The organism is Pseudomonas sp. P20 (assembly GCF_016463925.1).
GTDB classification, from domain to species: domain Bacteria; phylum Pseudomonadota; class Gammaproteobacteria; order Pseudomonadales; family Pseudomonadaceae; genus Pseudomonas; species Pseudomonas aeruginosa.
This window is the reverse complement of the sequence record NZ_JAEMVM010000016.1, coordinates 1-14,293: the sequence shown is the minus strand read 5'-3', so window position 1 is coordinate 14,293 and position 14,293 is coordinate 1. Positions and strand designations below refer to the sequence as shown.

The 14,293-nt window shown below is 64.9% G+C and carries 12 protein-coding genes and 1 pseudogene; 8 read left to right on the top strand and 5 right to left on the bottom strand.

Annotation, left to right across the window (positions count from 1 at the left end):
• Positions 1 to 34 precede the first annotated feature (34 nt).
• The 4 genes from JHD77_RS20850 to JHD77_RS20835 form a co-directional block, all read right to left on the bottom strand.
• The gene (locus tag JHD77_RS20850; RefSeq protein WP_003094660.1) at positions 35 to 244 is read right to left on the bottom strand and encodes a hypothetical protein; all 210 of its coding nucleotides are present in this window, start codon (positions 242 to 244) and stop codon (positions 35 to 37) included.
• A gap of 105 nt (positions 245 to 349) precedes the next feature.
• Positions 350 to 1,039, bottom strand: coding sequence for an energy-coupling factor ABC transporter permease (locus JHD77_RS20845; protein ID WP_003103868.1), 690 nt, complete (start codon positions 1,037 to 1,039; stop codon positions 350 to 352).
• Positions 1,036 to 1,506 carry a hypothetical protein gene (locus JHD77_RS20840; protein WP_003094664.1) on the bottom strand — a complete coding sequence of 157 codons (471 nt, stop codon included), beginning with the start codon at positions 1,504 to 1,506 and terminating at the stop codon, positions 1,036 to 1,038. The genes JHD77_RS20845 and JHD77_RS20840 overlap by 4 nt, the downstream gene beginning before the upstream one ends.
• Entirely contained in the window at positions 1,503 to 1,928 is a 426-nt protein-coding gene (locus JHD77_RS20835; RefSeq protein ID WP_009875877.1) for a GNAT family N-acetyltransferase, read from the bottom strand. Before JHD77_RS20835 ends, JHD77_RS20840 begins: the two co-directional genes overlap by 4 nt.
• 132 nt (positions 1,929 to 2,060) lie before the next feature.
• Here JHD77_RS20835 and JHD77_RS20830 point away from each other — a divergent pair, with 132 nt between their 5' ends.
• The 4 genes from JHD77_RS20830 (at position 2,061) to JHD77_RS20815 (ending at position 4,703) form a co-directional block, all read left to right on the top strand.
• Positions 2,061 to 2,690 carry a DUF1780 domain-containing protein gene (locus tag JHD77_RS20830; protein WP_003094668.1) on the top strand — a complete coding sequence of 210 codons (630 nt, stop codon included), beginning with the start codon at positions 2,061 to 2,063 and terminating at the stop codon, positions 2,688 to 2,690.
• Positions 2,687 to 3,136: an MOSC domain-containing protein gene (locus JHD77_RS20825; RefSeq protein ID WP_003094670.1), complete on the top strand. Its 450-nt coding sequence runs from the start codon at positions 2,687 to 2,689 to the stop codon at positions 3,134 to 3,136. The genes JHD77_RS20830 and JHD77_RS20825 overlap by 4 nt, the downstream gene beginning before the upstream one ends.
• Positions 3,137 to 3,161: 25 nt before the next feature.
• Complete coding sequence (locus JHD77_RS20820) at positions 3,162 to 3,332, top strand: DUF3094 family protein (RefSeq protein ID WP_003094672.1); 171 nt, start codon at positions 3,162 to 3,164, stop codon at positions 3,330 to 3,332.
• Positions 3,333 to 3,395: 63 nt separating this feature from the next.
• Complete coding sequence (locus tag JHD77_RS20815; RefSeq protein ID WP_003112837.1) at positions 3,396 to 4,703, top strand: NAD(P)/FAD-dependent oxidoreductase; 1,308 nt, start codon at positions 3,396 to 3,398, stop codon at positions 4,701 to 4,703.
• 39 nt (positions 4,704 to 4,742) lie between these two features.
• Here JHD77_RS20815 and zapE read toward each other — a convergent pair whose 3' ends face one another.
• Complete coding sequence (zapE, locus tag JHD77_RS20810; protein WP_003120950.1) at positions 4,743 to 5,834, bottom strand: cell division protein ZapE; 1,092 nt, start codon at positions 5,832 to 5,834, stop codon at positions 4,743 to 4,745.
• Between the two features lie 548 nt (positions 5,835 to 6,382).
• Here zapE and JHD77_RS20805 point away from each other — a divergent pair.
• The 4 genes and pseudogenes from JHD77_RS20805 to JHD77_RS20790 all read left to right on the top strand — a co-directional run bounded on the left by JHD77_RS20805 (position 6,383) and on the right by JHD77_RS20790 (position 14,278).
• The gene (locus tag JHD77_RS20805) at positions 6,383 to 8,020 is read left to right on the top strand and encodes a ShlB/FhaC/HecB family hemolysin secretion/activation protein (RefSeq protein WP_003120951.1); all 1,638 of its coding nucleotides are present in this window, start codon (positions 6,383 to 6,385) and stop codon (positions 8,018 to 8,020) included.
• Between the two features lie 48 nt (positions 8,021 to 8,068).
• A pseudogene (gene tpsA4 / locus JHD77_RS20800) lies at positions 8,069 to 12,321 on the top strand (two-partner secretion system exoprotein TpsA4).
• A 366-nt stretch (positions 12,322 to 12,687) separates the two neighbouring features.
• On the top strand, positions 12,688 to 13,548 hold the full coding sequence (locus JHD77_RS20795) for a ParA family protein (protein WP_023082029.1): 861 nt from the start codon (positions 12,688 to 12,690) through the stop codon (positions 13,546 to 13,548).
• Between the two features lies 1 nt (position 13,549).
• A complete protein-coding gene (locus JHD77_RS20790; RefSeq protein WP_025298022.1) occupies positions 13,550 to 14,278 on the top strand; it encodes a hypothetical protein in 729 nt (242 codons plus the stop codon).
• Positions 14,279 to 14,293: the final 15 nt, after the last annotated feature.

Below are 14,293 nucleotides of genomic sequence, written 5' to 3'. Positions count from 1 at the left end.
GCAACGGGCCAGCCAATCCGGCTGGCCCGTTCCTTCAGGGGCGCATGAAAGCGTAGTCGCGCTGGTCGTCGAGATTCTCCGCAAGAAACTGCAGTTCGCTGGCCAGGTCGCCAGCATCGCGCTCCGCCCGGTTCAGTTCGACGATTGCGCTGAGCAACGCGCGCAGGCGCATTGCCCGGTCCGCCTCGTCGCTCTTCGACAGCAACTCTCGCAGGCCCTCTCGGGCCCATTCATGGACACCCATGTTCCGCTCCTCACCTGGGAAAACGGCAGGATCGCGGCCGGCTTCGTCCGAAACACTGACGCAAGTCAGCCGCTGCCCGCCATGAACCTGGCGAATGACTGGTCATCAGGGCTTGCGCTCTTCGTCCTTCCAGGGCGCCTGCAGGTAGCGCGTGCGATTGAAGGTTTCCAGCCACTCCGGGTAGTAGACCACCAGGCCGGTGATCACCGTGCCGTTGATGAAGGCCTCGGGGAACATGATCAGCCACAGGTAACCGGCGAAGTCCTCCAGCCAGGGCGGCATCGGGAAAAGGCCGTCGATCCAGACCACGCCAAGGCCGAGCAGCAGGACCACCACCGCGGTGAGGGCCGCCGGGAAGAAACCGCAGCAGAAGATGTAGACGAACAGGTTGCGCGGCTGGCGCTTTTCCACGAACAACGCCGCCAGCTCCGCGATCAGCGCGGGGATCGCCACCAGCAGCACGCCGTTGACGCCGATCGCCAGCCAATCCTGGCGGCCGAGCAGGCACAAGCCCAGTTGCGCCACCAACCCCACCACGATCGCCAGCGGCCAGTCGAGCAGCAAGGTGACGGCGGTCATGCCGATGAAATGGAAGGACAGCCCCGATTCGAAGTCCCGGCGCACCAGCCAGAGCAGGAACAGCCCGAGCATGGTACCGAACACCAGGTGCTGGCGGCGGGTATCGCTGACCAGCTCGACCCAGGGCGCGCGCCAGGCAGCGAGCAGCAGCACCGGCGCATAGATGGCCCAGCCCAGTTCCAGGCTTTCCGCCGACAGCAACTCGGCAGCGATCACGGCTGCAGTTGTTCCAGGGCGATGCGCAGGGCCACCGGCGAATCCAACTGGCGGGTTTCCAACACGCGGCGCTGCTCCAGCCTGACCCAGAGGACCTTGCCCTCGTCCGAGGCATAGCGAGAAGCGATGGCCGCGTCGCGATCGAGCAGCACCGGATAACTGTAGTCACGCATGGCCGGCACCGCGAAAAGCCGGGAAATCAGCGCCGGCATGCGGCTGATGTCCGCCAGGAACAGCGCGTGGCGCGCCTCCAGGTAGCCCTTTGGGCGTTCCGCCAGCGCCGCCTTGACCAGCTTCGAGCCGTCCATGTCCCGCGCCACCAGCAGGACCCGGGTGGAGTCGTCCAGCGAGTGCGCCTTTTCGAACTGGTCCTGCAACGTCCAGGGCTCCAGGGTGGAGCCCTTCTCCACGGCCAGCGCCAGGCCGGGCAGCAGCATGCCCAGCAGAACCCAATGCAATCGTTTCACGCGTGTCCCTCCCGAGTGGAAAATACCTGGATGTCCTTGCGCCGCTCCCAGCCCGACTGGGCTCGCCAGAATGCCTGTGCCTCCTCGGCGGCATCCAGGACGAAGACATGGGATTTGCCGATCCCCTCCCTCGCCAGGCGTGCCAACACCTCGTCGAGCATCCGCCGCGCCAGCCCCAGCCCTCGATAACCGGGATCGACCACCAGGTGCTGGAGGTAACCACGGCGACCGTCATGCCCGGCCATCAGGCAGGCGATCACCTCCCCTTCGGTTTCGACCAGCAGGCTCAGCCCGGGGTTGCGTTGAAGGTAGGCGAGGAAGAAGGGATAGGCGTCCTCCGCACGGAGGCGGATACCTGGCGTTCGCGACCATAGCGCGAAGAGTGCCGGGTGATCGGCGGCGATGACGCTGCGAAGTTGCATCGGAACGGCTCCGGCCCAAGGGAAACGGCAGTGTACACCGAGCCTCGCCGCTGGCGCGCTCCGGGACGGATTGTCGCGGCCGGAGCGCCTGTGGGCTGGAAAGCGGGCCCGCCGGCAGACTAAGCTGAGCCCATGAACGAAGCGGATTATCTGCGCCTGCTCACCCGTCAGGCCGAACAAGCCAACGACTTCCTCTCCAACGCACGTAAATGGGACCGCGAGCGCTGGGTCTGCCAGCGCTTCCTCGAGGCCCTCAACGTGCCCTATCGCCAGGAGGATTTCGCCGCCCCCGGGGAACAGCCGCCGGACGTCCTGTTCAAGGGTGCCGGCTTCGAGGTGTTCTTCGTCCTCGATGAAGGTCGCCGGCTGAACGAGGAGTGGCGCGAGGAACTGACCCGTCGCCGCCAGGCCGTCAGCCTGCGCCAACTGATCCGCCGCGAAGAGCGGCCACAACGGATCGCCGCCGCCGAGCTGCAGGCACGGCTGGCGCCAACCCTGCGCAAGAAGGCGCACAACTATAGCGAGCGCGGCATCGACCACGGCGAACTGGACCTGCTGGCCTTCGTCAACCTGAAGCGCGCGGTGCCCGATTTCAATACGCCCTTCCCGCCGCCCACCGAATACCTGCGCCAAGGCTGGCGCTCGCTGTCGATGGTCGGTCCGACCTTTGCCCGGGTGCTCTTCGCTCACTCCGGCGCCCCCGAATTCCTGCGCGCCAACCTCGGCCGCAGCATCCTGTTCGACGCCGGGGTAGGCCTGTGAGCGAAGGGCGGGTGAAGTGGATCGGCGTGCGCTCCGGCAGCCGCGCGCCGATCCAGGAACTGGAGGCGGTGGAGGCACGGCGCGGCCTGGGACTGACGGGCGACCACCCGCACCCGCCGCGCCAGGTCACCCTGGTGCAATGGGAACATATCGAGGCCCTCGGTACCCTGCTGGGCAGGCCGCTGTTGCCCAACGAGATGCGCCGCAACATCGCCGTCGCCGGCATCAACCTGCTCAGCCTGAAGGACCGTCGCTTCCGCCTCGGCGGCGCGCTGCTGGAAACCACTGGCTGGTACCAACCCTGCGGACGCCTGGAAAAGCACATCGACCACCGCACGCTGAAAAGCGTGCGCGAACAGGGCGGCATCACCGCGCGGGTGATCGGCAGCGGAGTGATCCGCCTCGACGATCCGCTGGTGATCGAGCCCCCTGTCTGTCTAGAATGACCGACATCGAAAACGGAGGCCTGCCATGTCCAGCCGACTGAGCCCCGAAGACCAGCAGAAGGTCGAGCAGTACCTCGCCTCGCCGCTGCACCAGGTCGAGCGTGCGCCGTTCCGCCCGTGGTTCCTGATGTTCGTCCTGCTCGCCGTGGTCATCGGCCTGGGCCTGCTCAGCCGCCTCCTCAGCTACCTGGCCTGAGTCGTCCGGTCGAGCCACGCTCCCGACGACCGCCTCACGGAATTCCCACTATGAGATATCCACATGTCCCATCGCATCGTGATCGTCGGCGGCGGCGCCGGCGGGCTGGAGCTCGCCACCCGTCTCGGCCGCACCCTGGGTAAACGCGGCAAGGCCCAGGTCACCCTGGTCGACGCCAACCTCACCCACATCTGGAAACCCCTGCTGCACGAAGTCGCCGCCGGCTCGCTCAACTCCTCCGAGGACGAGCTGAACTACGTCGCCCAGGCGAAGTGGAACCACTTCGAATTCCAGCTCGGCCGCATGCAGGGCCTGGATCGCGCCGGCAAGCGGGTCCGCCTGGCCGCACTGGTGGACGAGAATGGCGTTGAACTGGTTCCCGAGCGCGACATCGCCTACGACACCCTGGTGATCGCCGTCGGCAGCACCACCAACGACTTCGGCACCGAGGGCGCTGCGGAACACTGCATTTTCCTCGATACCCGCGCCCAGGCCGAACGCTTCCATCGCCAGCTGCTCGGCCAGTACCTGCGTGCGCATACCGGGCACGACGCGAACAACAACGCAGTGAGTATCGCCATCATCGGCGCCGGCGCCACCGGCGTCGAACTGGCTGCGGAACTGCACCACGCTGCGCAGATGCTGGCCGCCTACGGGCTCGACCGGATCCGCCCGGAAGACCTGCACATCAGCCTGGTCGAAGCCGGCCCACGGGTGCTGCCGGCGCTGCCCGAGCGTATCAGCCAGCCAGTGCACCAGACCCTGAGCAAGCTCGGCGTACGGGTGATGACCGGCTCCGCGGTGAGCAAGGTAGATGCGGACGGCCTCTGGACCGGCGACGGCGAGTTCGTCCCGGCGACGCTCAAGGTCTGGGCGGCAGGCATCCGGGCTCCGGCCTTCCTCAAGGAACTCGACGGCCTGGAAAGCAACCGTATCAACCAACTGGTGGTCCGCCCGACCCTGCAGACCACCCGCGACGACGACATCTTCGCCTTCGGCGACTGCGCCGCCTGTCCCCAGCCGGCGCAACCGGGAGAGCAACCGCGCAACGTGCCGCCGCGCGCCCAGGCCGCGCACCAGCAGGCCTCGCTGCTGGTGAAATCGCTACGTGCCCGTCTCGAAGGCAAGCCGCTGGGCGAATATCACTACCGCGACTACGGTTCGCTGATCTCGCTGTCGCGCTTCAGCGCGGTCGGCAACCTGATGGGCAATCTGATGGGTAGCGTCATGCTCGAAGGCTGGCTGGCGCGGATGTTCTACGTATCGCTATACCGCATGCACCAGATGGCGTTGTACGGTCCGCTGCGCACCGCGATGCTGATGCTTAGCGGCCGCCTGCGCAGCACCGAGCCACGCCTCAAGCTGCACTGAGCCATTACGCCCCGTTTGCCGTCGGCGCGGGGCGTTCCTTCAACAGCGAAGCTGGCGCAACTGCGCCAGCCGACTGGCGGTACGCTGCATGTCCGCAGGCAGGTCGCTGCCCTCGACCAGGTCCGGCAGCGCCTTTTCGGCACTCAGGAAAAAACGCCGGTCATTGTCGTAAAGGACGTCGACGAGATTGATGAAGCGCTGCTGGGCGGCGACCGAACAGCGCGCCATCGGCGGTACGCCCTCCAGCACCCAGGTAGAGAAGCGTTCGCCGAGGGCAAGGTAGTCCATCACCGCGGTTGGCGCCTCGCAAAGGTCGGCGAAGGCGAACCACACCAGGTCGCCGCACACCGCGCGCGCCTGCAACGTTCTCGCGCCGCTTTGCAGGGTCACGCGTTGCGAGGGCTCGGGCGCGGACAAGCCCAGCTCGTCCAGGCAAGCGCATGAGGCTGGCCAGCAATACCCGCCGCTGGCATAACCGGAAGCGATCTCCTGCCGCGGCGAAATCGTCCGGTAGTCCCGGGCGCCGGCTACTTCCAGCACTTCCATGCGCGTCTCGATCAACCGGATCGCCGGCAGGAAGCGTTCGTGGTAGAGCGGATTGGGCAGCAGTTGCCGCGGCGCGTAGTTGGAGGTGCAGACCAGGGTGATCTTCCTGCGGAACAGCTCCCTGAACAGGCGTGTTATCAGCATCGCGTCGCCAATGTCGTGGACATGGAATTCGTCGAAGCAAAGCAGCCGGCAGTCTCCTAGCAGTTCGTCGAGCGCACCGCCCAGGGCATCGGGCCGCCCCTGGCGGCGGAACATGCCGTCATGAAGCCGGCGAAAGAACGCATGGAAATGCGTCCGGCGCAGGCCCTGCAAATCGGCGCTGCGAAAGAAGCCATCCATCAGCCAGCTCTTGCCGCGCCCGACCGGCCCCCACAGGTAGAGGCTGCGCGGCGCTTGCCGGAATAGCGACGGACCTCGACGCAAGCGCTCCGCCAATCGATCGAGATGAAGAATGGCATTGCCCTGGGCTGCGTCCAGCACATAGCCGCGCCGTTGCGCCTCTTGGTGGAAATAGCGGGCTACGGGCGTTTTGGGCTTGGTGCCGGTCATGGGTGAACGCCGCGAAAAAGAACCGAAAGACACACGCCGTTGATGCTCAGCCTGAGAGGGACCGTAAACCGAGACGGAATTCTAGCGCTGCGTCCTGCCCATGCTCCAGCCGCCAGATCGAACGGCGGGCGATAGTCGGACAGGCCCTTTGATCATGACCGCCACGGTCGCGATACGGAATCGCGCTCAGCCGCTACTTCCGCCCCACTGTTTCCGCCGCTTCCGCAGCCGAGCCCGTTATCACCGGAGTTTTTTCCTACAGCAGTCCTCCCAGTCCCCTACGAAAACCAAGAAGTTCTACCGGCCAACGCCAGAAAACTACGATTGTCGCCGTTTCAGCCTCGCCCCAGGCTATCGCCCACTCGATTCTCCGCCTTGAAACCGATCGTTCTGCGACATGCCTGCGGATATCGGTTTCTTTTCCCTGCAAGAACCGCGCTCCGGGCCGATTGACCATGCATCCAGCTTTTCCGCGTAACCAGGCTAGCCTTTCTTTCCCGCCGCCCTCCCCAAAGCCTTCCGGCAGTTCCACTTCGATCGTTCCATCCCTCAGGGCCGGACCGCTGCTCCGTACGGGCCTCATGGGAATGGCCATGCTGTCGTCCGGCCTTGCCAGTGCCGCCCCGGATGCGGGGCAGGCGCTGCGTGACGTGGAAAGCCGACGCCTGAACCTGCCCGCGCCGGTGGAACTGGACGCCGAGCGCCCCAGCCCCGAGGACGGCGTATCACGGGCTGCCGAAGAGGGCGGCCCGACGGTGCTGGTCAAGCGCTTCCAACTCAGCGGCAACAGGCAGTTCGACGATCGACGCCTGCTGGCGCTCCTGCACGACCTGCCGGGCCAGGAACTCAATCTGAGCCAATTGCACGCCGCCGCCGCCCGCATCGGCGATTTCTATCGGGAAAAGGGATATGTGCTGGCGCGCGCCTTCCTCCCGGCACAGGAAATCCAGGATGGAACGGTACGCATCGAAGTGCTCGAGGGGCGCTACGGCAGGATCGAACTGCACAACACGTCCCGAACGCTGGACCGCGTTCTACTCCGCCCCTTGAGCGCACTCGAACGAGATACCGCGGTCCAGGGCTCCGAGCTGGAGCGTGCGCTTCTGCTCCTGAGCGACATTCCCGGCCTCCAGGCCAAAGGCACCCTGCTGCCGGGCCAGGCGCAGGGAACCACGGACTTGCGCGTCGAGGCCCGCCCCGGCCCGCTGGTCGGCGGCAGGCTGGAGGCAGACAACTATGGCGGCCGCTACATGGGGGAATATCGCCTGGGAACCACCCTCGACTTCAACAGCCCGCTGCGACTGGGCGACCAGGCGAGACTGAGCCTGCTGGGCAGCGATCGGCACCAACGCTACTACCGTGCAGCCTATCAACTGCCCCTTGGTTCCCGAGGCACGCGCATCGGACTGGCCCACGCCGAGACGACCTATCGACTGGTACGCGACTTCTCGCGCCTGGACGCCCATGGCCGGGCCATTACCGACAGTCTGTTCGTCAGCCAGCCCCTGCTGCGTAGCCGCAGCTTAAGCCTGTCCACCCAGTTGCAATATGAAAACAAGCGACTTCGCGATGACCAGGAGCGTACCGGGAGGCATAGCCGCAAGGAGATCCGCCTGTGGACCGCCAGCATCAGCGGAAACGCCCAGGACCGCTTGTTCGGCGGTGGACAGAGCGGCTTCTCGCTGGCCTATGCCCACGGCCAGCTCGCCATCGACTCCGGCGAAGAGCGGCTGCTGGACCGCTACACCATCGGTACCGCCGGCAGCTTCGACAAGATCATGCTCAACGCCGTACGCCTGCAGCACCTGGGCGACCGCCTGCAGTTGTTCGCCCAACTCAACGCCCAGTGGAGCGGCGGCAACCTCGACAGCGCGGAACAGTTCGACATGGGCGGCCCCTACGGCGTTCGGGCGTTCCCCCTGGGCAGCTACAAGGGCTACGGCGACGAAGGCTGGCAAGCCAGTGCGGAGCTGCGCTACAGCCTGGCTCCGGGCTGGCAGCTGAGTTCGTTCGTCGACCAGGGCGCGGTGAAATTCCTCAAGCACCCCAACACCACGGAAGGCAATCGCAACCGCATGGCCGCCGTCGGCAGCGGCGCAACCTGGTACGGAACGGATCACCAGGTCAGCCTGACCGCCGCCTGGCCCCTGAGCCAGGAAAACAACATCGAGCCCGAGCGCACTCCCCGGCTGTGGTTGCAAGCGACCCGCTACTTCTGAGCAAGCTCCCGCCCGCCATGCCGGCGGGCCCCACTGAAAGGAAAAGCCATGAACAAGAGCTATACGCTGGTCTGGAACCAGGCCACAGGCTGTTGGAACGTCGCAAGCGAAGGTACCCGTCGGCGCAGCAAGAGCGGACGCGGCAAGGCGCTCGTAGTCGCCGGAGCGTCACTGCTCGGCCTGTTCTGCCAGGCCCCCGCCTTCGCCCTGCCCAGCGGCGCCACGGTCGTTTCAGGCGATGCCGGATTCCAGACATCCACCGATGGCCGGCATATGGTCATCGACCAGCAGAGCCACAAGCTGATCACCAATTGGAACGAGTTCAGCGTCCGTGCCGATGAGCGGGTCAGCTTCCACCAGCCGGGCCAGGACGCCGTCGCCCTGAACCGGGTGATCGGCCGCAACGGCAGCGATATCCAGGGGCGGATAGATGCCAACGGCAAGGTCTTCCTGGTCAATCCCAACGGCGTGGTCTTCGGCAAGTCCGCCCAGGTCAATGTAGGCGGCCTGGTGGCTTCCACCCTGGACCTGGCCGACAGGGACTTCCTCGCCGGCAACTACCAGTTCTCCGGCGACTCCGGCGCAACCGTAAGCAATGCCGGCAGCCTGCAAGCCAGCGAAGGCGGCAGCATCGCCCTGCTGGGCGCCCGGGTCAGCAACGACGGCGTGATCCAGGCGCAACTCGGCGACGTGGCCCTGGGCGCAGGCCAGGGCATCAACCTCAATTTCGACGGCGACGGCCTGCTCAACCTGCAGGTGGACAAGGGCTCGGTCGACGCTCTCGCACACAACGGCGGCCTCATCCGCGCCGATGGCGGCCAGGTGCTGATGAGCGCCCGCAGCGCCGACAGCCTGCTCAAGACCGTCGTCAACAACCAGGGCACTCTCGAGGCCAGGACGCTACGCAGCGCGGAAGGACGCATCGTCCTCGACGGCGGCGAACAGGGGACCGTGCGGGTGGCCGGCAAGCAGGACGCCAGCGCCATCGGCGGAGGCAATGGCGGCCTGGTGCTGAACCAGGGCGCGAACGTCGAGATACAGCGAACCGCGCAGGTGGACACCCATGCCGACCAGGGCGCAACCGGCACCTGGAGGATTCTCTCGCACGAGGTCAGCGTAGCCGCTGTCGGCCAGGCAAACGCTGCCGGTGATGGTTCCGGCCAGGTCCATGTAGCGCAGGGCCCAGCCGGGGCCAATGCGTCCGATAGCAACGGCGTGACCATCGTTCAGCAGCAGCCGGCCGTCGACCTCGCCGCCGGCGCCAACGGTACCTCCGCAGTGCAGAGCCAGAGCGGCGCCAACATCGGCTCGGGCGCCAGTGGCATCAGCGTCGTGCAAAGCCAGAACAGCCCCAATATCGGCTCGGGCGCCAATGGCATCAGCGTCGTGCAAAGCCAGAATGGCGCCAATATCGGCGCCGGCGCGAGTGGCATCAGCGTCGTGCAGAGCCAGAACAGCCCCAATATCGGCTCGGGCGTCAATGGCGTGACTGTCGTGCAGAGCCAGAACGGTGCCAATATCGGTTCTGGCGCAAGTGGCATCACCGTTGTGCAAAGCCAGAATGGCGCAAATATCGGTTCAGGCGCGAGTGGCATCAGCGTCGTGCAGAGCCAGAGCGGCCCCAGCATCGGCTCGAGCGTCAATGGCGTCACAATCGTGCAGAGCCAGAGCGGTGCCAACATCGGCCCCGGCGTCAGCGGAATCGATGTCGTCCAGACCCAGACTCTCCCCAACCTGAGCCCAGGCGCCAATGGCTCCAGCATCGTCCAGGTCCAGACGCTACCCGATATCGCCGCCGACGCCGGCAATGTGCATGTCGTGCAGGTCCAGACCGGCGGTAACAAGGTCTTCGGCAACTACGCCACCAACGTCAGGTCACGTACCGTTCAGGCCCGGAGTAGCGAGAATGTCGGTTCCGGCCTGGCGAATCCAAGCAGCGCGGGAAAAGGCCCGACGTTGCATGCCGATACCCTGGCCCGCAACCTTTCCACAAGCAACGTCGAAGTGGTCGCCACCCGGGGCAACGCGCATGTCGGCGCGCCGCTGTCCTGGGACAGCGGCAACGGCCTGACGCTAACCGCCGAGCGCGGGGACCTCAGGATCAATGGCGCGCTGACGGCCCAGGGAGAAAACGCCAGCCTTACTCTCAATGCCGGGCAGCGCCCTCTCCGTATCGACGACAGCCTCTCTCTCACTGGCCAGGGAGCCCGGGTCGAATTCAATTCGGACAAGGGTTATGCCCTGGCCGAAGGCACCCGGATCACCCTGTCCGGCAAGAACGCAGGATTCCGCGCCAATGGGCGGGACTACAGCGTGATCCAGGACCTGCAGCAGTTGCGCGGCATCGATAGGAACCTGGGCGGCAGCTATGCCCTCGGCAATCGAATCGCAGGCGGCCATTCCAGCTTCCTGTCGATAGGCAACGCCAGCGCCTTCGGCGGTACCTTCGACGGCCTGGGCAACACCATCGATAATCTCGCCGTCTACGGCACCGGCGCCTACTCCGGCCTGTTCAGCGTCAACCGGGGCACCCTTCGCAACCTGAACCTGGAACGCATTTCCGCCGATGGAGCACAGGCCACCCACTACAACGTCCAGGTCGGTAGCCTGGCCGCCGTCAACCTCGGTCGCATCGACAATGTGAACGCCAGCGACATCCGTATCGCCGCGGCCTCGCAGCTGAACAGCCTCGGCGGGCTGGTCGCGCTGAACCTGGGCAGCATCGACAACGCCAGCGCCAGCGGCACGCTGGTCGGCAACCGCCACACCTATGCTCTGGGCGGACTCGCAGCCGAAAACATCAGCACAGCCAGGGGCGTGGCCAGCATCTCCAACAGCCGGGCCGATTTTGCCATCTCCGGCCAGTTGAAGGACCATGCCAGCCACTACGGCGCGGGGGCCTGGTAGGCAGGAACCGCGGCGGCCTCATCCGCAGCAGCGGCAGTCAGGGAACGCTGTCGCTGAGCGGTCACGGGATGAACCTGGGAGGACTGGTCGGATACAGCTCCGCCGGCGGACTGGCGGACGTTTCCGCCTCCGTCGACGTCTCAGGCAACGGACAGCGCGGCCTGTACGGTGGGCTCATCGGCCTCAACGTAAACAGTGGTATTGCCCACGCCACGGCCAGCGGCAAGGTCCGGGGCACAGACGCGGAAGCACTGGGCGGGCTGATCGGCCGGAACCTGAACGCGGCCATCAACAACGCCAGCGCCCATGGCGATGTCAGCCTGCAAGCCGGTCGCTACCTGGGAGGCCTGATCGGCCACAACCAGGCAGGCAACCTGGCCAACGTCAGTGCCAGCGGCAACCTGAGTGGTGGGTCGCTGCTCCAGGCCGGCGGCCTGATCGGTCTCAACGCCAATGCCTCGCTGGTCAATGCCTCCGCCAAGGGCAGTGTCGCTACCCGCGGAGCAGAAGCGGTTGGCGGTCTGCTCGGAGAAAACCTGTACGGCTCCGTCATCAACGGTTCCGCCAGTGGCGAAGTCACCGACGGCAGCGGCAAAACCCTGGGTGGCCTGATAGGGTCCAACCTCGGCGGCAATCATTCCAACCTGAAGGCCTCCGGGTGGGTAAACGCAGGGGCGAACAGTGACGTGGGAGGGCTGATCGGCCACAACCGGGGCGGCAACCACAGCACCCTGGCGGCATCCGGCAATGTCACCGGGGGCAAGGGCAGTCGCGTCGGCGGACTCGTCGGCTATAACGATGCCGCCTCGCTGACGAACGTCTCGGCTTCGGGCAACGTCAGCGCCAGTGGTTCCAGGGCCATCGGCGGGTTGATCGGCAGTGACCTGCGAGGTTCGCTGATGCTCGCCAGCAGTCATGGAATCGTGAACGACAAGACCGGCCACAACCTGGGAGGGTTGGTCGGCCGCGGTGAAAACACCTCGATCCGCTCCGCCAAGGCCAGCGGTGCGGTGAGCGGAGGCGCCGGGATCAGGGCCGGCGGACTGGTCGGCTCCCTGGAGGGCTGGCAGGCTCTCATCCTGGGGGCCTCGGCCGGCGGCGATGTGACGGCGGGCTACGATAGCTATATTGGCGGGCTGGTGGGCTTCAGCACCGCCACCATCAGCGGCGCTTCCGCTTCCGGCAAGGTCGGAGGCTCGGGTCTGCTGGGCGGCCTGGTCGCCTGGAACCAGGGGAATGTCATGGGTTCTTCGGCCAGCGGCAGGCTGGAGCCACAAATCCCCAACCAGATCCATGGCGGACTGATCGGCATCAATTTTGGCTGGCAGTCCTGGAACTCGGTATACGGGGCTGCGGCGACCGTTCCAATGATAGGTCGCCACTACAACCTGTGAATCGATTCTCCCGGTACCCGTACCGGGAGGCTTCCTGTTCGATGGAGCGGCCGGGCCTCAGGGCCCGCCGCCTCCAGACGCTCGATGAATGCCATGCGGGAAGGCCAGGCGTCGGAGAAACAGGGCTGGAAGAGCGGCCCCTCCTCCTTCCCACAGGCCAGCATTCGGAAAATAAGGGTACAGAAACGAAAAAGCCCACCTTCGCAGGTGGGCTTTTTCGTCTTGAATATGGTGGGTCGTGTAGGATTCGAACCTACGACCAATTGGTTAAAAGATAATTGGTTGCAGGCCTAGAACCCTCATCAGGAAGAAGCCAGAACTACTACCGCCGCAGCCTCTAATGACCCCACATTAGAGGCTGAGAACATGATAGCGACTTCGGTCATTTCCACGAAGGGTGGTGCAGGCAAGACTACCACCACCGCCAACCTCGGTGCATTTTGCGCCGATGCAGGCATACGAACCCTCCTCATCGATCTGGACCCCGTCCAGCCCTCCTTATCCTCGTACTACGAGCTTCCGGAAGTTGCCCAGGGCGGCATCTACGACCTGCTCGCCGCCAACATAACGGACCCGGCGAGGATCATCTCCAGGACGATTATCCCCAATCTGGACGTCGTGATTTCCAACGACCAGAACAATCAGCTCAACAATCTACTGCTCCAGGCGCCCGATGGGCGGCTACGCCTGGCGAACCTGATGCCCGCTCTGAAAGAAGGCTACGACCTGGTGCTGATCGACACCCAGGGTGCGCGTTCAGCTTTGCTCGAAATGGTTGTGCTTGCATCGGACCTGGTTGTTTCCCCCCTCCAACCCAACATGCTTACCGCCCGTGAGTTCAACCGCGGCACCATGCAAATGCTCGACGGCCTACGCCCCTATGAGCGTCTCGGCATGCGGATCCCCAATGTTCAGATCGTCATCAACTGCCTGGACCAGACCAATGACTCCCGGGCAATTCACGAGAATGTGCGTGCCATCTTCGATGAGCATCAGGACATTTCTGTGCTCGAAACGACTGTCCCGGATGCCGTCGTGTTTCGCAACGCAGCATCGCGCGGGCTACCAGCGCACCGCCTCGAAACGCGGCAACCCTCCAATCGCACATCGGCGCCCGCGCTGGAAATCATCCGCAACCTGGCCATCGAGGTCTTTCCCGAGTGGACTGATCGCTTCCTGGCGCTGACGCCGGAGGCGGTTGCAGCACTGGTCAAGGGAGGGCGCTGACATGGCGAAGACTCCTATCACCCAAGCCCGCGACGTCGACGCGGAACTTGTGCTGCAACTGAACAAGTTCGGCAGCGCCGCCGACCTTCGGAGCCAGCAGGCCAAATTGACCGGCGCTGCGCGAGAAATACGCAAGCTGACTGGTGGCGGTACCGACTTGTTCGGGAAGCTGGGTTGCTACTTGAGCTTCGAACAAAAGCAGCTCCTACAAGACGCTGCGCGCTTGCTCGACTCGGTGAACAAGCAGGTCGAGCATGCGAAGGAAAAGCGTGATCGCGACGAGAAACAAGCCAAGAAACGGCGTGAGCTGCGTGGGCGCCTGGCCAAGCAACTGGTCGCCTCGAACTACCCGCTTCCGGGAAATACGCTCGAAGAGCGGCTGGAGATCCTGCAGATCGCGTTGATCTACAACCGTGCCAAGGTGTTCGATCTCCAGTACTCCACGCACCAACTCCACTCAAAACTCAAACGCTGGTTGGAGCGTCCCAAGCAGCTCATCGGGTGGCGCAGTGAAGCCGAGTATTTCGCTAGTAAGGTGGGGAGCCTGCGATGTGACTTCATTAGCCATCTGACTAACGAAATCGCGTACGACGATGGCAGTGAAGTCGAGGAGCGCCTGCGCGTAATCAAGCAGAAGGTCGCTGACTGCACCGCTCTGACCAGCGAGGAGCAGGAAACCCTTCGGCTCTGGAAAGACGCTCTGCAATCGGCTCCGGAGGGCCTCATATGAACCTCCAGAACCGCA

What these genes read in the sequence shown, in the direction of transcription:
- JHD77_RS20805 (WP_003120951.1), top strand. Translation starts at nt 6,383, where the DNA reads ATGGGAATGGCCATGCTGTCGTCCGGCCTTGCCAGTGCCGCCCCGGAT.
- JHD77_RS20795 (WP_023082029.1), top strand. Translation starts at nt 12,688, where the DNA reads ATGATAGCGACTTCGGTCATTTCCACGAAGGGTGGTGCAGGCAAGACT.
- JHD77_RS20850 (WP_003094660.1), bottom strand. Translation starts at nt 244, where the DNA reads ATGGGTGTCCATGAATGGGCCCGAGAGGGCCTGCGAGAGTTGCTGTCG.
- JHD77_RS20815 (WP_003112837.1), top strand. Translation starts at nt 3,396, where the DNA reads ATGTCCCATCGCATCGTGATCGTCGGCGGCGGCGCCGGCGGGCTGGAG.
- JHD77_RS20790 (WP_025298022.1), top strand. Translation starts at nt 13,550, where the DNA reads ATGGCGAAGACTCCTATCACCCAAGCCCGCGACGTCGACGCGGAACTT.
- JHD77_RS20830 (WP_003094668.1), top strand. Translation starts at nt 2,061, where the DNA reads ATGAACGAAGCGGATTATCTGCGCCTGCTCACCCGTCAGGCCGAACAA.
- JHD77_RS20820 (WP_003094672.1), top strand. Translation starts at nt 3,162, where the DNA reads ATGTCCAGCCGACTGAGCCCCGAAGACCAGCAGAAGGTCGAGCAGTAC.
- JHD77_RS20835 (WP_009875877.1), bottom strand. Translation starts at nt 1,928, where the DNA reads ATGCAACTTCGCAGCGTCATCGCCGCCGATCACCCGGCACTCTTCGCG.